At 59.9% G+C, this 26,572-nt stretch carries 20 protein-coding genes; 9 read left to right on the top strand and 11 right to left on the bottom strand.

Annotation, left to right across the window (positions count from 1 at the left end; genetic code table 11):
- Nucleotides 1-683 precede the first annotated feature (683 nt).
- From lon to cmoB, 6 genes are all read left to right on the top strand, one after another.
- Nucleotides 684-3,101 carry an endopeptidase La gene (gene lon / locus BLU63_RS16755; protein ID WP_010457788.1) on the top strand — a complete coding sequence of 806 codons (2,418 nt, stop codon included), beginning with the start codon at nt 684-686 and terminating at the stop codon, nt 3,099-3,101.
- A 158-nt stretch (nt 3,102-3,259) separates the two neighbouring features.
- The gene (locus BLU63_RS16750; RefSeq protein WP_077749324.1) at nt 3,260-3,733 is read left to right on the top strand and encodes a hypothetical protein; all 474 of its coding nucleotides are present in this window, start codon (nt 3,260-3,262) and stop codon (nt 3,731-3,733) included.
- Nucleotides 3,734-3,860: 127 nt separating this feature from the next.
- Entirely contained in the window at nt 3,861-4,253 is a 393-nt protein-coding gene (locus BLU63_RS16745) for a protease inhibitor I42 family protein (RefSeq protein WP_077749325.1), read from the top strand.
- A gap of 2 nt (nt 4,254-4,255) precedes the next feature.
- A complete protein-coding gene (locus BLU63_RS16740) occupies nt 4,256-4,891 on the top strand; it encodes a lysoplasmalogenase (RefSeq protein ID WP_083377270.1) in 636 nt (211 codons plus the stop codon).
- A gap of 43 nt (nt 4,892-4,934) precedes the next feature.
- Complete coding sequence (gene cmoA, locus BLU63_RS16735; RefSeq protein WP_154501569.1) at nt 4,935-5,714, top strand: carboxy-S-adenosyl-L-methionine synthase CmoA; 780 nt, start codon at nt 4,935-4,937, stop codon at nt 5,712-5,714.
- Nucleotides 5,711-6,667, top strand: a complete 957-nt coding sequence (gene cmoB, locus BLU63_RS16730) for a tRNA 5-methoxyuridine(34)/uridine 5-oxyacetic acid(34) synthase CmoB (protein ID WP_010457799.1) — start codon at nt 5,711-5,713, stop codon at nt 6,665-6,667. The genes cmoA and cmoB overlap by 4 nt, the downstream gene beginning before the upstream one ends.
- A 125-nt stretch (nt 6,668-6,792) precedes the next feature.
- Here the strand turns inward: cmoB and tadA are convergent, their stop codons facing one another.
- The 7 genes from tadA to treP form a co-directional block, all read right to left on the bottom strand.
- Complete coding sequence (gene tadA / locus BLU63_RS16725; RefSeq protein ID WP_010457801.1) at nt 6,793-7,290, bottom strand: tRNA adenosine(34) deaminase TadA; 498 nt, start codon at nt 7,288-7,290, stop codon at nt 6,793-6,795.
- Nucleotides 7,290-8,666 (bottom strand): multicopper oxidase family protein, encoded by a 1,377-nt coding sequence (locus tag BLU63_RS16720; RefSeq protein WP_083375818.1) that lies wholly within the window; start codon nt 8,664-8,666, stop codon nt 7,290-7,292. Before BLU63_RS16720 ends, tadA begins: the two co-directional genes overlap by 1 nt.
- Nucleotides 8,667-8,789: 123 nt before the next feature.
- The gene (locus tag BLU63_RS16715; protein WP_083375817.1) at nt 8,790-9,080 is read right to left on the bottom strand and encodes a PTS transporter subunit EIIB; all 291 of its coding nucleotides are present in this window, start codon (nt 9,078-9,080) and stop codon (nt 8,790-8,792) included.
- A gap of 2 nt (nt 9,081-9,082) precedes the next feature.
- Entirely contained in the window at nt 9,083-11,617 is a 2,535-nt protein-coding gene (gene ptsP, locus BLU63_RS16710) for a phosphoenolpyruvate--protein phosphotransferase (RefSeq protein WP_083375816.1), read from the bottom strand.
- 62 nt (nt 11,618-11,679) lie between these two features.
- Nucleotides 11,680-12,903, bottom strand: a complete 1,224-nt coding sequence (locus BLU63_RS16705) for a maltoporin (RefSeq protein WP_083377269.1) — start codon at nt 12,901-12,903, stop codon at nt 11,680-11,682.
- Nucleotides 12,904-13,008: 105 nt separating this feature from the next.
- The gene (gene treC, locus BLU63_RS16700) at nt 13,009-14,655 is read right to left on the bottom strand and encodes an alpha,alpha-phosphotrehalase (protein ID WP_083375815.1); all 1,647 of its coding nucleotides are present in this window, start codon (nt 14,653-14,655) and stop codon (nt 13,009-13,011) included.
- 52 nt (nt 14,656-14,707) lie between these two features.
- On the bottom strand, nt 14,708-16,150 hold the full coding sequence (gene treP / locus BLU63_RS16695; RefSeq protein ID WP_010457812.1) for a PTS system trehalose-specific EIIBC component: 1,443 nt from the start codon (nt 16,148-16,150) through the stop codon (nt 14,708-14,710).
- Between the two features lie 236 nt (nt 16,151-16,386).
- Between treP and treR the strand changes: the two genes are divergently transcribed.
- Both treR and BLU63_RS16685 read left to right on the top strand, forming a co-directional pair.
- A complete protein-coding gene (treR, locus tag BLU63_RS16690; RefSeq protein WP_010457814.1) occupies nt 16,387-17,091 on the top strand; it encodes a trehalose operon repressor in 705 nt (234 codons plus the stop codon).
- 99 nt (nt 17,092-17,190) lie between these two features.
- Complete coding sequence (locus BLU63_RS16685; protein WP_083375814.1) at nt 17,191-20,250, top strand: membrane-targeted effector domain-containing toxin; 3,060 nt, start codon at nt 17,191-17,193, stop codon at nt 20,248-20,250.
- A gap of 71 nt (nt 20,251-20,321) precedes the next feature.
- On the opposite strand, the gene guaA is transcribed toward BLU63_RS16685, so the two are convergent.
- The 4 genes from guaA to BLU63_RS16665 all read right to left on the bottom strand — a co-directional run bounded on the left by guaA (nt 20,322) and on the right by BLU63_RS16665 (nt 25,065).
- Nucleotides 20,322-21,899, bottom strand: coding sequence for a glutamine-hydrolyzing GMP synthase (gene guaA, locus BLU63_RS16680; RefSeq protein ID WP_010457818.1), 1,578 nt, complete (start codon nt 21,897-21,899; stop codon nt 20,322-20,324).
- A gap of 98 nt (nt 21,900-21,997) precedes the next feature.
- Entirely contained in the window at nt 21,998-23,467 is a 1,470-nt protein-coding gene (guaB, locus tag BLU63_RS16675; RefSeq protein WP_010457821.1) for an IMP dehydrogenase, read from the bottom strand.
- 117 nt (nt 23,468-23,584) lie between these two features.
- Entirely contained in the window at nt 23,585-24,133 is a 549-nt protein-coding gene (locus tag BLU63_RS16670; RefSeq protein ID WP_010457822.1) for a hypothetical protein, read from the bottom strand.
- Nucleotides 24,134-24,297: 164 nt separating this feature from the next.
- A complete protein-coding gene (locus BLU63_RS16665) occupies nt 24,298-25,065 on the bottom strand; it encodes a sulfite exporter TauE/SafE family protein (RefSeq protein ID WP_083375813.1) in 768 nt (255 codons plus the stop codon).
- Between the two features lie 124 nt (nt 25,066-25,189).
- Between BLU63_RS16665 and xseA the strand changes: the two genes are divergently transcribed.
- Nucleotides 25,190-26,569 carry an exodeoxyribonuclease VII large subunit gene (gene xseA / locus BLU63_RS16660; protein WP_010457826.1) on the top strand — a complete coding sequence of 460 codons (1,380 nt, stop codon included), beginning with the start codon at nt 25,190-25,192 and terminating at the stop codon, nt 26,567-26,569.
- The last annotated feature ends 3 nt before the right edge of the window (nt 26,570-26,572 follow it).

Below are 26,572 nucleotides of genomic sequence, written 5' to 3'. Positions count from 1 at the left end.
TCTGACACTCCGCCATCGCGAGCAGGCTCACTCCTACAATGGAATGTGTGTACCTGCAAGAGATTGGTCGGCTGTCAGGCCGCCTTCGCGAGCAGGCTCGCTCCCACATTTGGATTGCGTACATCTGTCAGAGACTGGTCGGCTGTCAGGCCGCCTTCGCGGGCAAGCCTCGCTCCTACAAGAATTCAGCGTACAGCTTTTGATTCTCACCACTCATCAGGCCGAGCGTTAGCTCGCCTGCAGCTCTTGATCTTGATCCACCCGCCCCTTTCGGGAGGCTGAGTGGAGGTGTTCATCCGGGGAGTGGCGCGCAGCGCCGTTCGACGCAGTCGAACACGCTGCATGTAGGTCGTCGCGAAGCAGACCGGAGGGCAGTGTCCCCGGATGGATACCGGAGCGAAGGTACGCCGAGCCTTAGCGAGGGGCCGGACGCTTGGGGCGAGACTTTTTGGTTCCTTTTGTGGCGTTTGACAAAAGGGACTCGCCGTAAGGGCGAAACCATAAGTGGCCGTTGCCGCAGAAACGGATATGTACCCAACCCCCAAGAACATGGTCGGCCCAAAGGCCGCCAAGTCAAAAGCACCTGTCCAAACCCTGAACACACACCCAGAAATATCCTGCCCCATTGAAACCACCCCCCACCTGCCCCATCTAAGACCCATACCCCATTGCGCAGGTGCCCCATGAGCGACCAGCAAGAATTCCCTGAAGACCCGAGCGAATACGCCGACCCAGAGAACGCCGAACACCATTCCACCGGCAAAGGCCTCGCCCTGCCCGGCCAGAACCTGCCGGACAAGGTCTACATCATCCCGATCCACAACCGCCCGTTCTTCCCGGCCCAAGTGCTGCCGGTCATCGTCAATGAAGAACCGTGGGCTGAAACACTGGATCTTGTGAGTAAATCCGATCACCACTCCCTGGCCCTGTTCTACATGGACACGCCCCAGGAAGATCCGCGCCATTTCGACACCTCGGCCCTGCCGCTGTACGGCACTCTGGTCAAGGTGCACCACGCCAGTCGCGAAAACGGCAAACTGCAATTCGTCGCCCAAGGCCTGACCCGCGTGCGCATCCGCACCTGGCTCAAACACCATCGCCCGCCGTATCTGGTGGAAGTCGAATACCCGCACCAGCCCACCGAGCCGACCGACGAGGTCAAGGCCTACGGCATGGCGCTGATCAATGCGATCAAGGAACTGCTGCCACTCAACCCGCTGTACAGCGAAGAGCTGAAAAACTACCTCAACCGCTTCAGCCCCAACGATCCGTCGCCGCTGACCGACTTCGCCGCCGCCCTGACCTCGGCCACCGGCAGCGAGCTGCAAGAAGTGCTCGACTGCGTGCCTATGCTCAAGCGCATGGAAAAAGTCCTGCCGATGCTGCGCAAGGAAGTCGAAGTTGCGCGGCTGCAGAAAGAGATTTCCGCCGAAGTTAACCGCAAGATCGGCGAGCATCAGCGCGAATTCTTCCTCAAGGAACAACTCAAGGTCATCCAGCAAGAGCTGGGGCTGACCAAGGACGACCGCAGCGCCGACATCGAACAGTTCGAGCAGCGTCTGGAAGGCAAGGTGCTGTCGAGCCAAGCGCAGAAACGCATCGAAGAGGAAATGAACAAGCTGTCGATCCTCGAGACCGGTTCGCCGGAATACGCCGTCACCCGCAACTACCTCGACTGGGCGACTTCGGTGCCGTGGGGCGTGTACGGCGAGGACAAACTCGACCTCAAGCACGCGCGCAAGGTGCTGGACAAACACCACGCCGGCCTCGACGACATCAAGGACCGCATCCTCGAATTCCTTGCGGTCGGTGCTTATAAAGGCGAGATCAGCGGTTCCATCGTCTTGCTGGTCGGCCCGCCGGGCGTGGGTAAAACCAGTGTCGGCAAATCCATCGCCGAATCCCTCGGCCGGCCGTTCTACCGCTTCAGCCTCGGCGGCATGCGCGACGAAGCCGAGATCAAGGGCCACCGACGCACCTACATCGGCGCACAACCGGGCAAACTCGTGCAAGCGTTGAAAGACGTCGAAGTGATGAACCCGGTGATCATGCTCGACGAAATCGACAAGATGGGCCAAAGCTACCAGGGCGACCCGGCCTCGGCGCTGCTGGAAACGCTGGACCCGGAACAGAACGTCGAATTTCTCGACCACTATCTCGACCTGCGGATGGACCTGTCGAAAGTGCTGTTCATCTGCACCGCCAACACCCTGGATTCGATTCCCGGCCCATTGCTGGACCGGATGGAAGTGATTCGCCTGTCGGGTTACATCACCGAAGAAAAAATCGCCATCGCCAAGCGTCACCTGTGGCCCAAGCAGCTGGAAAAGGCCGGCGTGTCCAAAGGCAGCTTGAGCATCAGCGACAGCGCGCTCAAAGCCCTGATCGACGGTTATGCCCGTGAAGCCGGGGTGCGCCACTTGGAAAAACAGCTGGGCAAACTGGTGCGCAAAGCCGTGGTGAAGTTGATCGACGAGCCGAAAGCGGTGATCAAAATCGGGCCGAAAGACCTGGAAGCCTCGCTCGGCCATCCGGTGTTCCGCAACGAGCAAGTGCTGTCCGGCACCGGTGTGATCACCGGGCTGGCCTGGACCAGCATGGGCGGCGCAACGTTGCCGATCGAAGCCACGCGCATCCACACGCTCAACCGTGGCTTCAAACTCACCGGGCAACTGGGCGACGTGATGAAAGAGTCGGCGGAAATCGCCTACAGCTATGTCAGCTCGAATCTGAAGTCGTTTGGCGGTGATCCGAAATTCTTCGACGAAGCCTTCGTCCACCTGCACGTCCCGGAAGGCGCCACCCCGAAAGACGGCCCGAGCGCCGGCGTGACCATGGCCAGCGCCCTGCTCTCGCTCGCCCGAAACCAGGCGCCGAAAAAAGGCATCGCCATGACCGGCGAACTCACGCTGACCGGGCATGTACTGCCGATTGGCGGGGTGCGTGAGAAGGTGATTGCGGCGCGGCGCCAGAAAATCTTCGAATTGATCCTGCCGGAGCCGAACCGTGGCAGCTTTGACGAACTGCCGGACTACCTGAAGGAAGGGATTACCGTGCACTTTGCCAAGCGCTTTGCGGATGTGGCGAAGATTTTGTTCTGAATGAATGTTCGCCATCATGCCTGCACTGCAGGTGTGCTGGCGAACCACTCTTATTCCTAATAAAGCTAAGTAACTGTCAGACATGACAGTTACCTCCTATTGAATTGCTCGCCAAACTTCCCACTCGAGAATGGCTCATCATCAAAAGGAATTAGCACATGACAGATAAAATCAGCCCCTCTACCGAAGAACTGTTCGCCTTGGATGGCAACATGAGGTTCATGGGGCCCGGTCGGCTTGAGTTCAGATCGAATGATCTGGAGATTCGACTTTTAATCCTGAACGAAACGACGATTGGTTTTTATCAGAACCGGAACCGTCCTGCCGAAAAGCACCTGTCGTTTACTTTCAGCAAAGACATTAAAAGTGGCACTCACGAACTTGCGCAAGCGGGCCCCTTCCTCGCGGCGAATTTCCATGAAGTGCTTAACAATCAACTGGGCATGCAATCCCCCGAGCATTACAAAGCAACCAAAGGCACGGTAAACCTGGTTCTTTTGGACAGCTCGCCTGATCAAACCAGTCATATTGTCACTGGTTTCAATCTAACTCTGGAATCGTCGACTACCGGTAAAAGCATTGATCTTTCCGGAGAATTTCAAAGCCACATGACTTACACCACGGCGAAATAGGCCTGACTGCACCTCTACGGGCGCTGAACAGGTACCAGAAGATCGCGCCCGTAGTCCCTTCCGTCACAATTTGTCTCATCTTCAGTTATGCTCGCCGTTCGTCGTGAATGCCGGAGCCACTGAACTTATGTCCCCCACTCGCCTGTTTGTCCCCCTCGCCCTCACCTTGCTGGCCGCTTGCGCCACGCAACCGAAACAGAACGTGACCGTGGAAAAACAAGGCGAATGCCCGGTGCAAATGCGCAATGGACAAAACCTCATCCTGACCCTGCCAAGCAACCCGACCACGGGTTATCGCTGGTCGATCCAGGATTCGGCTGGTGGCGTGCTGCATGCGCTCAGCCCCGAGGTGTACAGCAACCCTGAAGACGCCGGGATCGTCGGCAGCGCCGGGATTTCGACCTGGCGCTTCCAGGCATTTGCCACCGGTACAGGCCGCTTGCGCCTGACCTATTCACAGCCATGGGCCCCGGAAGTGCCGGCCGTGAAAACCTTCGATTGCGCGATTGCGGTCAACTGATCGTGGGCTGGCTGATTCTGGCGCTGATGGGCGCAGTGACCTTTCTGTATGGCTTGAGCGTGCACGCTGCGCTGCTGTGCCTGCTGGTCAAACCGTTGCCGGTCTTGGCGCTGCTCGGCTGGCTGCACGACGCACCGCCCACTGAGTATCGGCGCTGGATCAGCCTTGGATTGATTTTGTCCCTGCTCGGCGATGTGTTGCTGGCGTGGCCGGGGGATTTGTTTGTGTTTGGCCTTGGGGCATTTCTGGTCGCCCACCTGGCGTATCTGAAAGCTTACTTGAGCGATTGCCGGCGGTTGGCGTTGTTGCCCTTGGTGATTGCCTTGGGGGTTGGCGCGGTGCTGCTGGGGATTTTGATTTCCCACGGGCTGGGCCCACTGTTGATTCCGGTGATCGTCTACGGTTTGGCCATCAGTGCGATGCTCTGGCGGGCGCTGGCCCGGCTCGGGACCGACGTGCCAAAACGCTCGGCGCTGCTGGCGGCGGGTGGCGCGGTGGCGTTTGTGTTTTCCGATAGCGTGATTGGCATCAGTCGCTTTGCTGTGCCATTCAATGCGGCGCCCTACGTGATCATTCTCAGTTACTGGCTGGGGCAATGGGGGATTGCGGCGTCTGCGTTTGGACCGAAACCGCGTTGAATTCGTCAGACAACCCGCGCATCCCCCCGTCAATTTGGCTAAAATGCCGGCCTTTTCCACCTACGCCGCTGGAACCGCCGTGAGCAAAGAACCCGATCGCCTTTTCGCCCAGCCTTTGGCCCAGGTGCCCGACTTCGCCTTTAACGAGGACGTGGTGCGGGTGTTCCCGGACATGATCAAGCGCTCGGTGCCGGGTTATCCGACCATCGTCGAGAACCTCGGCGTGCTCGCCGCGCAATTCGCCCAGCCCAATAGCGTGCTCTACGACCTCGGCTCGTCCCTGGGCGCCGTGACTCAAGCATTGCGCCGCCACGTGCGCACCGACGGTTGCCGCGTGATCGCTGTGGATAACTCCGCCGCGATGGTCGAGCGCTGCCGTGAATACCTCAACGGTCAAGACTCGATGTTCCAGGAGTTGCTGCCCGTGGAAGTGATCGAAGGTGACATCCTCGCCCTCGAATTCCAGCCCGCCTCGGTGGTGGCACTGAACTTCACCCTGCAATTCATCGCCCCGGACCAGCGCACCGCGTTGCTTTCGCGCATCCGCCAATCGCTGCTGCCTGGCGGTGCGTTGATCCTGTCGGAGAAGCTGCGCTTCAACGACCTCGAAGAACATGCGTTGCTCACTGATTTGCACGTCGCGTTCAAACGCGCCAACGGCTACAGCGAACTGGAAATCGCCCAGAAGCGCAGCGCCATCGAAAACGTCATGAAGCCCGACAGCCTCGAAGAACACCGCGAGCGCCTGTTGGCGGCCGGGTTCTCGAAAGTCGTGCCGTGGTTCCAGTGTCTTAACTTTGCTTCGTTGATTGCCTTGCCATGATTGATCTGTCCCCCCTCGCCCGCCGTCTGGCCGGCACGCCGCTGGCCGAATGGGCCAACACCCTGCAAGCGCAACTCGACAAGAAAATGGAAAAGGGCCACGGCGACCTGGAGCGCTGGCAAAGTGCGCTGGATGCGTTGCCGAAGATTCAGCCGAGTGAAGTCGACTTGTTGAACGGTCTGACACTGGACACCGATTGCGACCCTGAGACCCGCGCGCAAATGCGCACCGCGTTGATGGGGTTGTCGCCATGGCGCAAAGGCCCGTTTGATCTGTTTGGTGTGCACGTCGACACGGAATGGCGTTCGGACTGGAAATGGTCGCGGGTCGCGCCGCACCTGGACCTCAAGGGCAAACGCATCCTCGATGTGGGTTGCGGCAATGGTTATTACATGTGGCGCATGCTCGGTGCTGGCGCCGACAGCGTGATCGGCGTCGACCCGAACTGGCTGTTCTTCTGCCAGTTCCAGGCGGTGCAGCGTTACTTGTCAGAACCCAATGCCTGGCACCTGCCGTTCCCTTTCGAAGACCTGCCACCGAACATGGAAGGCTTCGACACGGTGTTTTCCATGGGCGTGTTCTACCACCGTCGTTCGCCGATCGAGCATTTGCTGGCGCTGAAGGATTGCCTGGTCAAGGGCGGTGAACTGGTGCTGGAGACGTTGGTGATCGAAGGCGATCAACAGCAGGTGCTGGTGCCGGAAGACCGATATGCGCAGATGCGCAACGTGTGGTTCCTGCCGTCGGTGCCGGCGCTGGAGTTGTGGTTGCGACGTGCCGGGTTTACGGATGTTCGCTGCGTTGACGTCAGCGTGACCACGGTCGAGGAACAGCGCGGGACGGAGTGGATGAAGTATCAGTCGCTGAGTGACTTCCTGGATCCGGACGATCACAGCAAAACGATTGAAGGACTGCCGGCGCCGATGCGTGCCGTCATCGTGGCCCGTAAGTAAATCTATCAAACACCGCATAACCCTGTAGGAGTGAGCCTGCTCGCGATGGCGGTCTGACAGTCACATCAATATTGACTGTCAGACCGCCATCGCGAGCAGGCTCACTCCTACATTGGGCTTTGTGTTTATTCAGTAGGCTTTACGCGTCTAGCCTTGAAAAACTCGCTGAGTACCGCCCCGCATTCCTCCGCCAACACCCCGCCTTCAAACAATACCCGGTGGTTCAAGAAGCCCTGGGTAAAAAACTGCCCCTGACTCTGCACAATCCCGGCCTTGGGCTCCAGCGCGCCATACACCACCCGCGCAATCCGTGAATGCACGATCAGCCCTGCGCACATGCTGCACGGTTCAAGGGTTACGTACAGCGTGCTGCCCGGCAGACGATAGTTGCTGGCGGCCAAGGCTGCGGCGCGGATTGCGACCATTTCGGCGTGGGCACTCGGGTCGTTGCCGCTGATCGGGCAATTGAATCCGCGACCGATGATCTCGCCGTTCTGCACCAACACGGCGCCCACGGGCACCTCACCCAGCGCCGCGCCTTGTGCGGCCAAGGCCAGGGCTTCGCGCATGAAGTCGCGGTCACGGCTGCGGTCGATGATCGCGGCGGGACGTATCTGACGCATCAAGCCACCTCGATAGCGGCCATCAGGCCGGTTTCCATGTGATCGATCACATGGCAATGGAACATCCACACGCCGGGGTTATCCGCCACCAGCGCCACTCGTGCGCGCTCGTTCTTGCCCAACAGGTAGGTGTCGGTGAAGTACGGGATCACCTTGTGCCGGTTCGAGGCGATGACTTTGAAGCTCATGCCGTGCAGGTGAATCGGGTGCTGATACTGAGTCATGTTCTTCAATTCGAAAATGTAGCTCTTGCCCTTTTCGAGCTTGGCAATCGGGCGGTCGGCGCAGGTCTTGTCCGTGATGTCCCAGGCCTTGCCGTTAATCTGCCACAGGCTCGGCGGCTTGCCGTTGTCGACGTTGACCGACACCGAGCCCACCCATTCGAAATTGAAGTTGAGTTTCTCGGCATTGGCCAGGTCGGGCTCGGCCACCGGGTTGGCCGGCAGGGCAGCGGGCCATTCGGTGGGTGCATCGGTGTTGGCCACCGAGCGCAACGTGCCCAGGCGAACCGGGCCGTTGCGCAGGGACAGTTCTTCACCGGCGGGCGGCGCCTTGATCGCCAGGCAGATACGCATGCCCGGGCCGAGCCAGTATTCCTTGCCCAGCGGGCGCGGCTCCACCGGATTGCCATCCAGCGCGTAGATCTGCGCTTCGACGCCAGGAATATTGAGGCGATAGGTCAGGGTGTTATCGAGGTTGAGCAGGCGCACGCGGGTGATTTGCCCGGCGGGCAAGTCGATCACCGCTTGCGAGACACCGTTGATGGTCGACAGCCGTCCCGCCGTGCCACCCCGGGCGGCTTCGCGAGGAATGCTGAAGGCCACGAAAGCCCCCTCTTCATCGACGTGCCAGCTCTTGAGGCTCAGGGTTTTTTCGTATTTGAAACCGGTGGGCTCACGCTCTTCGACGATCAGCGGGCCGACGAGGCCGCGGCCGAGCTCTTCGCTGCTGTTCACGTGCGGGTGATACCAGTAACTGCCCGCGTCTGGCACACGGAATTTGTAGTCGAAGTATTCCCCAGGCAGCACCGGCAATTGCGAAACGTACGGGACACCGTCCATTTCCAGCGGCAGGCGGATGCCGTGCCAGTGAATGGTGGTCGCCACCGGCAGATGGTTGATGAAACGCACCCGCAACCATTCACCCTGACGAACCCGCAACTCGGTGCCCGGTGCCGAAGGGCCGAACGCCCAGGCTTCGGTCTTGTGCCCGGCGACCAGTTCGACGTCCAGCGGTGCGGCGATCAGCTCATAGTCATGACCGGCGTCAGCATCAGCCATCTTGCCCAGCCAGTACCGCGACGCGCCCCCCGCTCCGACACCAACGACAACAAGACCGGCCAGGCCACCGAGGATTTGGCGACGGGTAAAGGACATGAACTCAACTACCTCACGTATCAGCGACAGGCCCGAGGGCCTGTAAAAGGCGAATACGATACACCTGCGGATGAGAAACAGTAAGGGCGACCGAGGGCCGCACATCCCCCTGAAGGGAATCGGTTATGGCTGCAGGCCGGTAATCAGATGCACCACCCCGTCATCCAGCATCATGACGCCCGGCACACCTGCCACACTCAATGCCTGCCGATCCATCCGCGCCACATCCCGCAACGCCACCCGGACCCGGGTCAACGCTACAGGCTGCTGAGACTTGAGGTTATCCACGCCACCCAGTGCGTCCACGACATTCGCTGGCAACCCGGACACCGGCTGAACAACTGCCTTCGACTCCTCCGCCACCAGATCCGGCGTCAACGCTTTCCAGAACGCCCGCTGCATTTTCTCGAACATGTTCAGTTCTCCAGAACCAGTGAAGTATCGACCGTGGCCTCGTGATACAGGCGTAATGCCTCGCGTACCTGTCCGGCACTTTCCAGGCCCAGCACTTGCTGGGCGATGGCCTGACAGTCCATCAGGTCCAGCTCACGAACCGCTGCCTTGATCGACGGAATCAACGGCACACTCACCGACAGTTCATCCACCCCCAGCCCCAGCAACAGCGGAACGGCCAGCGTCTCGGAGGCCATCGCGCCACACACACCGACCCATTTGCCGTGGGCGTGCGCGGCCTTTACGGTGCTGGCAATCAAGCGCAGCACCGCAGGATGAAAGCTGTCGGCCTGACTGGCCAGCCGCGGGTGATCGCGGTCCATGGCCAGGGTGTATTGCGTGAGGTCGTTGGTGCCAATGGAAAAGAAATCCACCTCGGGTGCAAACAGGTCCGCCATCAGTGCCGCCGCCGGCACTTCGATCATGATGCCCAGCCTGGGCAGTTCCGTGAGGCCCAAAACCAGCGCCTCTTCTTCGAGCAGTTGCCGAGCGAGGCGCAACTCCGCCAGCTGCGTAACCATCGGCAGCATGATGTGCAGGCGAGCGAGCCCGACACTGCCAAGGATGGCCTTGAACTGATCACGCAACAGCTGCGGGCGCTCCAGGCACAAACGAATCCCGCGCATGCCGAGGAAGGGGTTGGTTTCGCTGTCCATCGGCACGTAGGCCAGCGGTTTGTCACCGCCGACGTCCAGGGTGCGCACCACCAGATTGCGCGTCGGCCCGAGTACTTGGGCGATGGCGTTGTAGGTAGACGCCTGCTCGTCATGGCTCGGCGCATGGTTGCGATCCAGATAGAGAAACTCCGAACGGAGCAAACCGACGCCCTCGCCTCCCAGTGCAACGGCCTGCTCGGCTTCGACCAGCGAAGCGATGTTGGCCGTCACTTCAAAATGGTGACCGTCGCGGGTGCAGGCGGCCAGTGTTGCGTGCGCCAACTCATGCTGCCGGCGTTGCTGTTGAAGCTGGCGCTTGGCTTGCAGCTGTTCGATGGCCTGCAGATCCGGATCCAGCTGCAATTCGCCCTTGTCGGCATCGAGCAACACCTGGGTTCCATTGACCAGCGCCAGCACTTGTACCGACAGTCCGCAGATCGCCGGCAAACCGAACGCCCGGGCGAGGATCGCGACGTGGCTGGTGGCACCGCCACCCACCGTGGCGAAACCCAGTACCTTGCGGGTATCGAGCCCGGCGGTCTGCGACGGCGTCAGTTGTTCGGCGATCAGGATCGCCCCTTCAGGCAGCTCCATCACCTGATCCCGTACGCCGAGGATCTGCTTGAGCACCCGCTGGCTCACATCGGCGAGGTCCGCAGCCCGCTCCGCGAGCAGGGCGTTACCCAGGCTCTTGAACAAGGTGGCTGCTGACTCGGTGGCCGAGCGCCACGCAAACCCGGCGCTTTTGCCTTCATCGATCAGCACGTGAGCCACTTCCAGCAGACCAGGATCTTCGAGCAGCTCCTGATGCGCCTTGAAAATGTCGGCCTGCGCGTCGCTCTTGGCGTTGTCACGCATCTGTTGCAGGGCCACCAGTGCTTCGGCCAGGGCGCGGGACAGATGATCGCGTTCCACCTGCGGCGTTGAGCCGAGTTCATTCACTTCCAGGTTTTGTTCGGCGATCTGTACCACTTGGCCAAACGCCGACCCGGGTGATGCACAAACCCCGCGCAGTACCGTCAGCGATGAAGCCTCGACCGCATTTACCTCAACCTGCACCGGACCCGCGACCACTTCACCGCATCCAGTCAGCAGCAGTTCGGCCAGCGTCTTGATCGCCGCTTCCGCATCCGGACCGGCCGCGCTGACTTGCATGACATCACCGTGCGCCGTCTGCAACGCCATGATCGCCACCAGGGATTTCGCGTTCGCAGTCTCCTGCTTTTTATGCAGGTAGATGCTCGCCGAAAAAGCTTTTGCCGCCTGGGCGAATACCGCGGCTGGACGGGCGTGCAAGCCGTTGAGGTTGGCCAGCGTCACCGGTTTTGAAAACAGCGCTTCTTCCGCTTCGGTTAGCGGCGTATCGCTTGTCTGCTCGACAAGGTTCAGGCTCAGCAGCGGCTGGCCACTGTCTACCAGACCCGTTTCCGGCGCCAGCCAGGTGAACGGTTCTCCACTGACCACCAGCATCAACGTCAGCAGGCTGCGGGCATTCAATGCAACAAAATCGGCATCGAACTCGATCAGCGCCTGCCCAACGTCAACCTGCTGGCCTTCCTCCACCAGCCGCGTAAACCCGTTTCCGGCCAGGTTCACCGTGTCGAGGCCGATGTGCATCAACACCTGCACACCCTTTTCGTCAGTGATGCTGACGGCATGCCCACTGGCCTGCACATTGCTGACAACCCCGGCCAGCGGCGCGCACAAGGTCGTTGAAGTCGGGTCGATGCACAGCCCGTCGCCGATGACCCGGCTGGAAAACACCGGGTCGGGCACGAGGTCCAGCGGCACCAATACGCCTGACAGGGGGGCGTGCAGTTGCAATTGTTGGGGTGTGGCCATGACGTCACCTGCTGTTTTGTTCTTTGAAGTGCCGATGGAGCGCGAGGCTCCGACAGCATCGCTTATTTCCACCAATACTCGACCTGCAATCCGACATTCGCACCGTGCCGCGCCGTGCCGAAGGCGCCGGTATCGGACAACGCCGAGCCCGCCGCCAGTTCATTGGCTGCCCGTTTGGCCGCCTCGTTCCAGCTGGCATAGGTGTAATACAGACGCACTTCGGGCCGCGCCCAGAATTCCGGACCTTTGGGCGACCATGTCGGGGCGAAGGTGAACTTGCTCAGCTTGCGCGCTCCGCCCGCAGCTTCGACCTGATCGTGGCCCAGTTCGGTCACCAGTTTGAACTGCTCGGTGATCGCGTACGCCGGACGAATTCCCAGGGAAATCCAGTTCTGATCGGCCCCGTCCGGGCGAATGTCCTTCTGGTAAACCGCCTCGACTTGTCCGCCAAACCGTGGCGTCACTTGCCAGTCGAAGAACTCCACCACCCGGTAGCTTTTGTTGCTGTCGTCCAGCTTTACGTTGCCGGTATAGCCCAGCCCGGTGCCGGGGCCTTCGCCGTACTGGAAGGCCAGTTTGTTCTTGCCGCCCAGAAAACCTTTTTGCACATGCTGTGCGGTGATTGCCCAGCCGCGGTGTGCGTCGCGGCTGTCGGGTTTGTCGATGTAGCTCAGTCCGAGTTCCAGTTCACCACCGGGGTTGGTGCGGAAACCGGCGACGTTGAAATCGTGACGGTTGACGTAGTCCTTCTGATACAGGTTGTCCTTGCGCGAGAAGGCATAGCTGTATTTCAGATCGCCGATCAGCACATCCTCGATACCACCGCCCGTGGCGCTCTGGTTCCAGTAGTAGAAGTCGGAGATGTGGATGTCGTTTCGCTTGTAGTAACGCCGACCGGCCCAAAGCGAACCGCCGTTGAGGCTCGGCATGTTCGACCACTGCGCGTACAACTGCGGCATGCGCACCGAGCCATTGTCGCCATTGAACGTCAGGTCCTTGTCGTACTGGTTATACAGAGAAGCCATGCCGTCGACGCTCAGCACCGAACCATCGTCCAGGGTGTACAGGTCCTGGCGAAGTTCAAGCTCACCGTACTGCTCACACTCGTTGCCCAAGCGGTATTTGGTCTGCGCGCCGGGCAGTTGGAAACACTGTTGTTTTCCACTGTTGACCGATGTCCCGACGCCGCTGCGCACGTAGCCGCCGAACTCCAGGGCCTGCGCTGACAACGGCAACGCCAGGCATAAGCTCGCGGCAGCAAGGCTGCAATTTAGTGTTGTTTTCAAGAACCACCCCATTATTTTTATTGTGTTGTTCCGCAAATTCGGCGCGCAAAACTCCCCCGCGCAGCGCTCTGCGTGTTTTTTAAAGTCGGTGTTTTTAGTGGTCGATCAGTCGGTCAGGTGCAAAACGAACGACTCATAGGGCCTTAAAAAAATCTGCCGGTTTCGCGGCGGACAGTTCGGGTAATTGCTGATGACCAGGCGTTGAGTCATGGCTTCGCTGATCACGTCATCGGGCAGCTCGACGTCGCACGGCGTGCCATAGAAGTTGTTCAGTACCAGCAAACGCTCGCCTTGACCTTCACGCACATACGCCCAGATTTGCGGGTGCTCCGGCAACAATTGCCGATAGACGCCATCGGAAATCAGCGCTTCGCTACGGCGCAGGGCAATCAACTGACGGTAGTGATGCAGCACGGAGTCCGGGTCGTCGAGCTGGGTGGCGACGTTGATCTGCGTCGCGTTGGCCGGCACGCCAATCCAGGGTTCTGCGGCGCTGAATCCTGCGTTCGGCTCGGTGTTCCAGTGCATCGGCGTACGGCCATTGTCCCGGGATTTCTGCATGATCGCCGCCATGTTGTCGGCATCACTTGCACCAGCCTCCCGCTTGAGGCGAAAGATGTTGAGCGTCTCGACATCGCGGTACTGATCGATGTGATCAAACCCCGGATTGGTCATGCCCAGTTCTTCGCCCTGATACACAAATGGTGTGCCCTGAAGGAAGTGCAGCGCGGTGCCGAGCATCTTCGCCGAGATCACCCGAAACTCGCCGTCGTTGCCGAAACGCGACACCACCCGTGGCTGGTCGTGGTTACACCAGAACAACGCGTTCCAGCCACCGCCGGCCTGCATGCCGGTCTGCCAGTCCGAGAGAATGCGCTTGAGTTCGAGGAAGTCGAAGTCGGCGCGAATCCACTTCTGCAGGTTCGGGTAATCGACCTTCAGGTGATGAAAGTTGAACGTCATCGACAGTTCTTTCGACTCTGGCTTCGAGTAGCGAATGCAGTGTTCCAGGCTGGTGGACGACATCTCGCCGACGTTGATCAGGTCGTGACCTTCGAAGACTTCGCGGTGCATTTGCTGCAAGTATTCATGCACGTTCGGGCCGTCGGTGTAGAAGCGTCGGCCGTCGGTGTTGTCTTCTGGAAAGTCCGAAGGTTTGGAGATCAGGTTGATCACATCCAGACGGAAACCGCCCACGCCTTTATCGCGCCAGAAACGCATCATCTTGAAGACTTCGGCGCGCACCTTCGGGTTGTCCCAATTCAGGTCGGCCTGGGTGTGATCGAACAGGTGCAGGAAGTACTGACCGGTCTGCGCTTCGTATTCCCAGGCCGAACCACCGAACTTGGATTCCCAGTTGTTCGGCTGATCGCGCCAGATGTAAAAGTCGCGGTACGGGTTGTCGAGGCTGCTACGGGCCTGCTGGAACCAGGCGTGTTCGATCGAGGTGTGGTTGACCACGATATCGAGCATCAGCTTGATCCCGCGCTTGCCCGCCTCGGCAATCAGCAACTCACAATCGGCCATGGTCCCGTAGCTCGGGTCGATGGCGTAGTAATCGCTGATGTCGTAACCGTTGTCGCGCTGGGGCGAACGCAGGAACGGCGTGATCCACAGGCAGTCGACACCCAGCCAGTGCAGGTAATCGAGCTTGGCCACGACGCCGAGCAAATCCCCCGTGGGGTTGCCGGCGTGGCTGTGAAAACTCTTCGGGTAGATCTGATAGATCACCGAACGTTGCCAGTCTTGCATGGCGCTATTCCTTCAATAATTTTGTCCAGGCCTTGCTCGGGAATCCGGTCTGTCAGGCAACCCGATACCCTGGCCGGATAATCTTCATGCTCAACCCACAGGTCAGAACAAACGGCACGACCATCGCAATCACCATTCCAATCACAAACATCGGAATGAACTGCGGAATGATCGAGATGAAACCGGGCAAGCCACCCACACCGATGGCCGAGGCCTGGACCTTGTTCAGCGACAGGAAGATGCAACCCAGGGCCGAGCCGCAAAGGGCCGCATAGAACGGAAACTTGTAGCGCAGGTTGACCCCGAACATGGCCGGTTCGGTGATGCCGAAATAGGCGGAAATCGCCGAGGTCGAGGCCATGCTTTTGTCGCGGACACTGCGGGTCATGTAGAACACCGCCAGTGCCGCGCTGCCCTGGGCGAGGTTGGACATGACGATCATCGGCCAGATGAACGTGCCGCCCTGGGTGGAGATCAGTTGCAAGTCGACCGCGAGGAACATGTGGTGCATGCCGGTGATCACCAGCGGCGCGTAGAGCAGCCCGAAAATCGCCCCGCCGACCATCGGCGCGAGGTCAAACAGCATGACCACGCCTTCGGTGATGAGAATCCCAAGATGCCGGGTCACCGGGCCGATCACGGCCAGTGCCAATACACCGGTGACCACGATGGTGGTAATCGGCACCACCAGCAATTGCACGGCGTTCGGCACCCGCGCCCGCAGCCATTTTTCGATGACGCTCATGACATAGGCCGCCAGCAGGATCGGCAGGATTTGGCCCTGGTAACCGACCTTCTCGATCTGGAACAGCCCGAGGATGTCGAAGTACGGCAGGCTTTGCCCGTCCAGCCCGGCCACCGCTTTGCCGTAGTTCCAGGCGTTGAGCAGGTCCGGGTGAACCAGCATCAGGCCGAGCACGATGCCGAGAATTTCGCTGCCACCAAACCGCTTGGCCGCCGACCAGCCCACCAGTGCCGGCAAGAACACAAACGAGGTGTTGGCCATCAGGTTGATCAGGCTCCAGAGCCCGTCGAGTTTCGGGTAGGCATCCAGCAGGGTCTGGCCTTCGAGGAACATCCCCTTGGCGCCGATCAGGTTGTTGATGCCCATCAACAGCCCCGCAATGATCAACGCCGGCAGGATCGGCATGAACACGTCGGAAAACACCCGCACAAGACGCTGCATCGCGTTTATCTTGTCGGCGCTTTTTTGTTTAACGTCGGCGATGGTTGAGGCGGCGAGACCGGTTTGACGGCGCAGTTCGGCGTACACCTTTTCAACCTCGCCGGGGCCGATGACCACCTGGAACAGGCCGCCGGTGAAGAATGAGCCTTTCACCAGGTCAATCTGATTCAGCGTGGCGCTGTCGACCAGGCTCGGGTCCTTGAGGGCCAGGCGCAGGCGTGTGACGCAGTGCGCGGCCTGCTCGAGGTTGTCGCTGCCGCCGAGGCTTTGCAGCAGCTCGCTGGCGATGTTCGGATAGTCGTGGCTCATGCTTTTCTTCCGCTGTAGTTTTTTGTTTTTGGCAGCACGCCGAAGCGAAAAGTACTCGTCTGTACGAGTTAAAGCAACAACTCGTACAGACGAGTTTGATTTTGTTTACTACGACCCCGTCAATCGGCGACTTTTCCTACCTCCCGAAACGATGGAACCCAAAGCCGCATGGACAAACCCCTACCCTGCCCTTAAGGTTCGAAACCTTGAGTACATCGCGGCACAGAGCCATCCCCATGAGTAAATACAACCAGATCTACAGCGATCTGCTTGCCAGCATCACGACCGAACGTCTGGAACGCGGCGCCCGGTTGCCTTCCGAAACCGAATTGATGGACACCTATCAGGCCAGCCGCGGCACCGTGCGCAAGGCCATCGAGCAATTGCAGGAGCGCGGTTTCGCCCAGAAAGTCCACGGTAAAGGCACTTTCGTGTTGTCGACCAACCCGATCGAATTCCAGTTGGGCGGCATCGTCAGCTTCCAGGAGACCTATCCGCGACTGGGCAATGACGTCAGCACCGAGGTGGTCGAATTCACCCAAATCCCCCTCGAAGGCCCGCTGCTCGACCACATCAAGGCTGAAGAAGGCAGCCTGATCACGCGGATCAAGCGCGTGCGGCGGATTGACGGCAAACGCGTGATCCTCGACATCAACCATTTCGTCAGCGACGTGATTCCCGGCCTGAACCGCGACATCGCCGAGCAGTCGATCTACGCCTTCATCGAACAGACCCTGCAGCTGCAAATCGCCTACGCCCAGCGCACCATCGAAGCGGTCCCTCGAAGCAAGGACGACCAACACCACCTGGACCTCGACGGCCAGAGTCATGTGATCGTGGTCAGCAACCAGACGTTCCTGCAGGACGGTCGCCAATTCGAATACACCGAATCACGGCATACCCTCGACAAGTTCTACTTTTCGGATGTGGCACGGCGCTGACCCTACACGGTCACGAAAGGCATGTGGGCATAACTATGTAGTGCACTTGCCTTGAGCAAACGGGTCATCCTCACGGCCCATTTCTCAAGGAGCGAGATCATGCCTGCCGATCAAAGTACTGAAGCGTTACCCAATGCTGCCGACAGGGAGCAGCTGAAAACGATTGCCCCCGTCGTTGTCACAGCCTGTCCGGGGTTGAAGGAAGAAGCCCACGCGGTCGCCAGTGAAATCCTGAAAAAACACGGCATCACCGACAAGGACCCTGACCAGGTCTGGTGGCATCGGTTCGATAACGTCTCGGCCAGCAGCACCAAGGCCTTTCTGAGTTGGGAACACGCCCCCAAACCCTGTGAATCACTGACCCTGACGCAACTGGTGATCCAGGGATATCGCGTGACCGATCAAGACGACGCCCTCGAACTGAACAGTAACGGCGGGTTTTACACTGAAGACGCAAACGCCAGCATTTTCAATGAAACCAACGAGGTGCGGATGTACCCCAGCAAGGTCCTCACAGACCTGTGGGAGATGAACCTCAGTGAACGCTACCTCAATAAGCTGAACGCTTTCTGGACCACGCATTTCGATGACTTCCGGAGCCTGGCCAAATCCAGCTACCTCAGCAAAGCGGTCGAGGCGCGGCAAAACGGTCAGCTGGAAGAGGACGATTTCCAGACCGTCGTAAGGGCCGTTGTCGCTGACGCAGCCTGGCCGATTACCCTGGCGACGCTGCAATCCCAAACCACGGCGCCTGCGGATCTTCGTGTCTGCGCCCTGGATGTCGCAGGGCACGTCGCCACCGATATTCTGCGCATCGTTGACCGCAACGGCCGACAGATCACTTATGTTCCCGGCGCCGCACAGGCCTTCCACGTGCATCCCACACAAACGGACATGCACTGGTGGATGTTGCTGCAAATGAATGAGGCGCAGCCGCGCACCGAGTTCATGACCCATTTCCCGCTGTCGGTTCGCAAAGCAGTCCATGACAACATCACTCCGCTGATGAACCAGCTGGTCGGTACCTGGGGAAAATACGACCATCACTTGATCAATCAGAAAAACATCACCATCAGTGGCGATGCCTTCACCTGGCAGAGCCGGGCAGTCCAGAGCACGATGCTGGAAGAGGCCGACCTGACGCTGGTGACCCACGGACAAATGCGCAAACAGCTCTGGCTGGGTTACCTGAGTGCCGGTCTGCATGTTTTCGGGCCCTTGGCGGTGATGGGCTGGCCAATCGCGCTGCCGGTGATCGGTGCCAGCCTCGCCGCGATGGGCTTGAACATCGACAAGGCGGTGAATGGCAAAACGGCGGCGCAGCGCAAGGCCGGCGTCATTGGCGCGGTGCTCGATGGCATCAATGCGCTGTTCAACATTCCGCTGCTCAAGGAAGTCAACGTATTGGAAGACGTCGGGGCTGCGGCCGAGGCGGCTGAAGCGACCGAGATGGCGGATTTGAACAAGACCCTCAATCCGGAAGAAAGCGTCGTCACGCAAGACCCTCTGGCGCCCGGAGAGTCAGAGGAAGGGCCTGTGCAACCGGGTGTGTTGCCGACCCTGCCCGAGGAAACCGCCGAAGCTTTTGAAGTGCCGGAGCACTACCAAAGCAATGAAATCCTCGAAAACTCCCCGATGGCCACGAGCGGAAAATTCCAGGGTATCTATACGCTGGACTCAAACCCTTCCACCGCCATCATGATGAACGATCAGGCTTATTACGTGCGCTACGAAGCCGACATCAACGGTGGCGGTACGTGGGCGATCATCGACCCCAGTCATCCGCAGGCGTCCACGGGATCGATTCCCGTACGCCTGAATGACGAGGGCGAATGGGAGCTGGCACCCACAGCCGGATTAAAAGGCGGCGGCAAAGGCCTCAGCAAGCCTGCGCCCGTACCCGGTCCTTCCAGGCCGACGACTCACGCCCGGCCAAGGTCTGATTTTTCCAGTCATTTGACGCGATACGATGCACCGAATGGACGTTCGCTGAACTTCCTGGCCCTGGGAAAGCCGGAAACCCATATAAAAGTCGTGGCCATGCCTAACGGGTTCATCAGAGGAGTCTCCCCCTACGAAGAGTATGTCGCTGGCCGTCGAGCGGTGCTGATCAGGGATGCAATCGTATTCCAGACCCCGGAGGACTTTTTTGCCTCGTTGCCCGCCCGGCCGGTGCAGCCCGTGATCACACCCTCCACCACCGTGACGGAACTCATCGAGAACATTTTCAACACTGCGCCCGGCCTTGTCGTCGGTGAAAGTCAGGATCGCATTGCCAGCATGCGGTTCCTGATCGAGAACATGCAGACCCTGGCGAAACAGGGCGTCAAGACGATCTACATGCATCGCCTGCTCAACGACTTCAATCAGGTCGACCTGAACGAGTTCGCCGAAACCGGGGACATGCATGGGATGCTGGAGAAGTACCTGCAGAAACTGCCAGGTGATCCTGCCGGACAGTACACCCCCCTTGAAGTCGTCAAAGCGGCCCAGCAGAACGGCATTCGAATCCAGGCCACCGATTGCCTGGCGAGTTATCGCTACACAGATTCAAACTTCCGTGCCATCTCACGACAATCCGTCAAGACCTACCTCACCCATACCATCATGCAGGCCACTCAAGCCCGCAATGGCGGCGGAAAATGGCTGGCGCTCACCGACCAGGAGAGTACAAACACATTCAGGGGCATGGCCGGCATCAGCGAAACGGAGGGAGGTATCGGTCTACGCATCGAAGAAGTGGGCCCAGACCAGCCTATGCACCTGGGCATCGACCATGGCATCGAGGTCGGCCGTGATGTTTCGGAGGCCGGCGCTCAAATGCGCGGTGATTTCGACACCCTGTATGCCGACATCAGCTTGCAGATGCCGACTCCGGTCATTCAACGATCGTCTGAGCAAATCAATCAGCTGCTGTTCCGCCAGGGCATGTTCACCATTGAAAGGTCGGACGACGCGTTGACGCTGATCCATCGCAGCCGGTCGAATCAGATTGTGCGAACGATGATTGAGCGAACGGCGAATGGGGGCTTTCTGATCAACCGCCCTGCCTGGGCCGCCGTGCATCAGGTCACTTACGCGAATCTGATCAGCCTTGTCCACGCGCTCAATCGCATGGGCCTGATGCTTGAAGGGCGCCTGCCCACTGTAGCGGCCTGATCGCAAAAAGGCCCCGTGAACTCATGCTCACGGGGCCTTTCAGGTGTTACGGGCGATCAGTCAGACCGGGATCATTCCCACTCGATCGTCGCTGGCGGCTTGCTCGACACGTCGTAAGTCACGCGGGAGATGCCTTCGATTTCGTTGATGATCCGGCCGCTGACGGTTTCCAGCAGTTCGTAAGGCAGGTGAGCCCAACGCGCGGTCATGAAGTCGATGGTTTCCACTGCACGCAGGGCCACGACCCAGGCGTAACGACGGCCATCACCAACCACGCCAACCGATTTCACCGGCTGGAACACCACGAAGGCCTGGCTGACTTTGTGGTACCAGTCAGCTTTGCGCAGTTCTTCGATGAAGATGTGGTCGGCGCGACGCAACAGGTCGGCGTATTCCTTCTTCACTTCACCGAGAATGCGCACGCCCAGTCCCGGGCCCGGGAACGGGTGACGGTAGACCATGTCGTACGGCAGGCCGAGTTCCAGGCCCAGACGACGGACTTCGTCCTTGAACAGCTCGCGCAGGGGTTCAACCAGCTTGAGGTTCATTTCTTCCGGCAAGCCACCCACGTTGTGGTGCGACTTGATCACGTGGGCCTTGCCGCTTTTGGCGCCAGCCGACTCGATCACGTCCGGGTAGATGGTGCCTTGAGCGAGGTACTTGATGTTGTCCAGTTTGTTGGACTGGGCATCGAAGACGTCGATGAAGGTACGGCCGATGATCTTGCGCTTCTTCTCCGGGTCGGACTCGCCGGCCAGGTTGTTCAGGAACTGGTCTTCAGCGTTGGCGCGGATCACCTTGACGCCCATGTTCTCGGCGAACATGGCCATCACTTGCTCACCTTCGTGCAGACGCAGCAGGCCGTTGTCGACGAAGACGCAGGTCAGCTGGTCGCCGATGGCTTTGTGCAGCAGCGCGGCAACCACCGAAGAGTCAACGCCGCCGGACAGGCCGAGCAGCACGTTGTCAGTGCCGACCTGGGCGCGGATATTGGCGATGGCGTCTTCCGCAATCTTCGATGGCGTCCACAGGGCTTCACAGCCGCAGATGTCGAGGATGAAGCGCGACAGGATGCGACCGCCCTGCTTGGTGTGGGTCACTTCCGGGTGGAACTGCACGCCGTAGTAGCCACGAGCATCGTCGAACATGCCGGCAATCGGGCAGCTCGGGGTGCTGGCCAGGATGTGGAATTCCTGCGGCATCTTGGTGACCTTGTCACCATGGCTCATCCACACGTCGAGACCGAACAGGCCGTCAGCGTCGATGTGGTCTTCGATGCCGTCGAGCAGGCGGCTCTTGCCGACCACGTCGACACGGGCATAACCGAACTCACGCAGTTCGGAACCTTCAACCTTGCCACCCAGCTGTTCGGCCATGGTCTGCATGCCGTAGCAGATACCGAAGACCGGAACGCCCAGGTCGAACACCGCCTGCGGGCAGCGAGGGCTGTCGGCTTCGTGCACGGACTCGGGGCCGCCGGCGAGAATGACGCCTTTTGGAGCGAATTCGCGAATCGCGTCTTCATCCATATCGAACGGATGCAGTTCGCAGTACACGCCGATTTCGCGCACGCGGCGGGCAATCAGCTGGGTGTACTGGGAACCGAAATCGAGGATCAGGATGCGGTGAGCGTGAATGTCGAGGGCCATGATTCAGTCTCGTCTAGTAATTCAGAAACAGTCGTGATTCAGAAACAACTCGGGGCTGAATAAAACAGCCCCGGTTACTTAACGTTTTGCTTGAAGCCTCAACCTACGCGGTAGTTTGGCGCTTCTTTGGTGATCTGTACGTCGTGGACGTGGGACTCGGCCATGCCAGCGCCGGTGATCCGCACGAACTCAGGCTTGGTGCGCATTTCTTCGATGTCGGCACTGCCGGTGTAACCCATCGAGGAACGCAGGCCGCCCATCAGTTGATGGATGATGGCGCTCAGGCTGCCCTTGTAAGGAACACGCCCTTCGATGCCTTCCGGAACCAGCTTCTCGGCACCCGCAGAGGAGTCCTGGAAGTAACGGTCGGAGGAACCCTGGGCCTGGGACATGGCGCCCAGCGAACCCATGCCACGGTAAGCCTTGTACGAACGACCCTGGAACAGTTCGATCTCGCCCGGGGCTTCTTCAGTACCGGCGAACATCGAGCCCATCATCACGCAGGAAGCACCGGCTACGATGGCCTTGGACAGGTCACCGGAGAAGCGGATGCCGCCGTCGGCGATCAACGGAACGCCAGTGCCTTCAAGGGCAGCGGCGACGTTGGCGATGGCACTGATTTGCGGGACGCCGACACCGGCGACGATACGGGTGGTGCAGATCGAGCCAGGGCCGATACCGACCTTGACCGCATCAGCGCCGGCTTCGGCCAGGGCCTTGGCAGCAGCGCCGGTGGCGATGTTGCCGCCGATGACCTGCACTTCAGGGAAATTCTGTTTGACCCAGCGAACGCGGTCGATCACGCCTTTGGAGTGACCGTGTGCGGTGTCGACCACCACCACGTCAACGCCGGCATTGACCAGGGCAGCGACGCGGTCACCGGTGTCTTTACCGGTACCAACTGCTGCGCCAACACGCAGACGACCTTGATCGTCCTTGCTGGCCAGCGGGTACGCCTTGGCTTTTTCGATGTCGTTGACGGTCATCATGCCTTTGAGGGCAAATTTGTCGTCGACGATCAGCACGCGTTCGATGCGGTGTTTGTGCAACAGCTCACGAACGTCGTTCTTGTCGGCGCCTTCCTTGACCGTGACCAGACGCTCTTTGGGCGTCATCACTTCGCGGACCGTGGCTTCCAGACGATTTTCGAAACGCACGTCACGGGAAGTGACGATGCCGACCAGGTCGCCATTGTGCAAAACCGGAACGCCGGAGATGTTGTGCAGACGGGTCAGTTCGAACAGTTCACGCACCGTGGCTTCAGCCTCGATGGTGATCGGGTCCTTGACCACGCCGGCCTCGTAACGCTTGACCTTGCGCACTTCGGCAGCTTGCTGCTCGATGGTCATGTTCTTGTGGATGATACCGATGCCACCTTCCTGAGCCATGGCGATTGCCAGACGGGCTTCAGTGACGGTGTCCATGGCGGCAGAAACCAGAGGAATATTCAGCTCGATGCCACGGGTAAGGCGGGTCTTGAGACTGACTTCGTTAGGAAGCACCTCGGAATAACCGGGCACTAGGAGAATGTCGTCGAATGTCAGAGCTTCTTGGCTGATACGCAGCATCGCGGGGGCTCCCGAGCGGGAAAATGGAAGCGCGCCATTATAGTCAGACACCCCCTCGTGTTCAATGTAAAACTCTTTCTATTATTAGCATTACTGATATACGGGGATTGTCGCTTCCTACAACTCGACTTTCACCCAACTGACGGGCTGATCCAGCCAATCGGCAAACTCATCGATAAAGCTCTGCTTGAACCCGGCCTCGGCCCAATTGTTAAAGATGAACCCCAGGTTGGAAAAGCCGCATTCCTGCAGGAAAAGAAAGCCGTTGATGTCGTCTTCATGCCCGCACTCCGGGCAGGTGAAGTTATCGGTGCGCCCTGGCATCCACTCCTCCAGGCTTTCGAACAGCGCTTCGCCGACTTCCTTGCGGCACTCGGCGCAACCCGCCTCTTCCAGGAACCCCTTGGCCGGCGTGTAGATGCAGCGCTTGGTGATGATCTCCAGGCCATTGATCGGCTCGCCGAACGGCAGCGCTTGTGGGTGCAACACCACGGCGCGGGCACCGTCGGCGATGGCGTGGCCCATGCGGTTACCGGTACGGCCACACGTGGTCAGCTCTTCCTTGATGATGTTCTTGCGTACCAGCCAGCGCACGACCGCCCGGGCCCGGGGTTCGTGTACCGGCAGTGTGGAGATTTTCGGGACGATGATGCTTTGCGAATTCATGGTGCAAGCCTACTGCGTCAATTGGATGTTTCTGCGGTGTTCTTACTGACGCCTTCGCGGGCAAGCCTCGCTCCTACCGGAAAAGTTTGCGAACGACTGTAGGAGCGAGGCTTGCCCGCGAAGGCATCGGAACGGCCGGCAGCTTAATCCCTGACGAAATCCGGTCAAGTACTCAAATAACGCCCGATCAAGGCAATCCCGCTCGCCAGCACCAACCAGGTCACCAGCCGCACGAACCCCTCGCGGGACAATCTCAGGGTCAATCGCCGCCCGACCCACAGCCCCACGGCCATGGCCGGCAATAGACACAGGGCCAATATTAATAAGGGTAGCTCGGCATAGACACCTGCGACGGCAAACAGGCTCAAGCGCACCACGGTGCTGCAACTGATCAGCGCACTCTGGGTCGCCCGTGCCGCCTCTTTCGGCAACCGGCTGTTCAAATAGATCGCATATAAGAAGCCGCCACTGCCAAACAGCGCCCCGAACAGCCCACCCACAGTGCCCATCGGTACGGCCCAACCGGCGGACAATTGCGTCGGCCGGGTTTTGACCCACAGGCTGTAAATCGCATAGGCGCTGATGAACAGACCCATCAACAGCAATAACACCTCGGATTTGAGGTTCAGCAGAAAGATCACCCCCAACGTGCAGCCCACCGCCATGCAGGGCAGCAGCCGTAGCAACTCGGGCTTTGCCACATCCCGCCGCGAAGGCAGCAGATTGCCAAACGCTGCGACAAAATCCAGCAGCACCAGCAACGGCACGATCTTCGACAGCGGCATGAACAGAATAAGAATCGGCCCCGCCACCAGCGCAGTGCCAAATCCGGCGATACCAAACACGATATAGGCCAGGGCAATGCCCAGCCCGATCACCAGCCAATCCGTGGCGCCGAATGGCCATGGGTTCAACAACTCAAGCACACTCATTCCCTCGTCTTCCCTGAATCCCGGGGCTGACTTTACTCCTTATGGGAGCGCGCAGGCCCGCTCTCACAAGGGATTTGTGCGCACTCATGGAGATTGTTCGACGAATGCCTTTATCATGCGCCCCATGATTAAAGATCCCTTTGCAAGACTCGGCCTGGACCGTGAAGTCCTGACTGTCAGCCAGCTCAACGGCCGCGCGCGGGTGTTGCTCGAAGACGTGTTCAGCAACATCTGGGTCGAAGGCGAAATCTCCAACCTCGCCCGTCCGGCGTCCGGCCACGTGTATTTCACCCTCAAGGACAGCGGCGCCCAGGTTCGTTGCGCGCTGTTTCGGCAGAACGCGGCGCGGGTTCGCCAGGCGCTGAAGGACGGCCTGGCGGTCAAGGTGCGCGGCAAGGTTTCGCTGTTCGAGGGGCGTGGCGACTATCAGCTGATCCTCGACACCGTGGAGCCGGCCGGTGACGGTGCGCTGCGTCTGGCGTTCGATGCACTGAAGGAAAAACTCAGCGCCGAAGGCCTGTTCAGCGCCGAGCGCAAAGTGCCGTTGCCGGCGCATCCGCAGCGCATCGGCATTATCAGTTCGCCGACTGGCGCGGTGATTCGCGACATCATCAGCGTCTTTCGCCGCCGCGCACCGCAGGTTCAACTGACTCTGATCCCGACCGCCGTACAGGGCCGCGAAGCGACTGCGCAAATCGTCCGCGCCCTGAAACTGGCGGACGCTCGCGGTTTTGATGCGCTGATCCTCGCCCGTGGCGGCGGTTCGCTGGAAGACCTCTGGTGTTTCAACGAAGAAGCCGTGGCCCGCGCCGTGGATGCGTGCGTGACGCCGATTGTCAGCGCCGTCGGCCATGAAACCGATGTCTCGATCAGTGACTTCGTCGCCGACGTCCGCGCCCCGACGCCCTCCGCCGCCGCCGAATTGCTCGCGCCGGATTCCAGCGACCTGGTGCGCCGGGTCGAAAGCCTGCACCGGCGCCTGGTGATGCGCATCCGCGACCGCTTGATGCGTGACCGTCTGCGCCTGGAAGGCATGTCTCGCCGCTTGCGCCATCCCGGCGAACGTCTGCGCCAGCAAGCGCAGCGCCTGGACGATCTGGACATGCGCATGCGCCGCGCGTTCGAACGCAGCCTCAATACCCGTCGCGAACGCTTGATTCGTCTGGAAACCCGCCTCGCCGGGCAACACCCGGGACGGCAATTGGCAATGCTTCGTCAGCGCCTCGACAGCTTCGCCGAGCGCCTGCCGCGAGCCATGCGTGAAGGGCTCAAGTCCCGTCGCCTGCAACTGCAAAGTCAGGTGCAGACGCTGCAAGTGGTCAGCCCGCTGGCGACCCTGGCCCGTGGCTACAGCATTCTGCTGGATGAACGCGGCAACGCGATTCGCAGCGCCGAGCAAACCCATACCGGTCAGCGCCTGAAAGCCAAACTGGGCGAAGGCGAGCTGCACGTCCGGGTCGAAGACAATCACCTGACGCCTGTCACCCTTTCTTTACTGGATTGATCC

The organism is Pseudomonas mandelii (genome assembly GCF_900106065.1).
In the GTDB taxonomy this organism is placed as follows: Bacteria; Pseudomonadota; Gammaproteobacteria; order Pseudomonadales; family Pseudomonadaceae; genus Aquipseudomonas; species Aquipseudomonas mandelii.
Note: the sequence above shows the minus strand (reverse complement) of the source record. Positions and strands in the feature narration are given on the sequence as shown.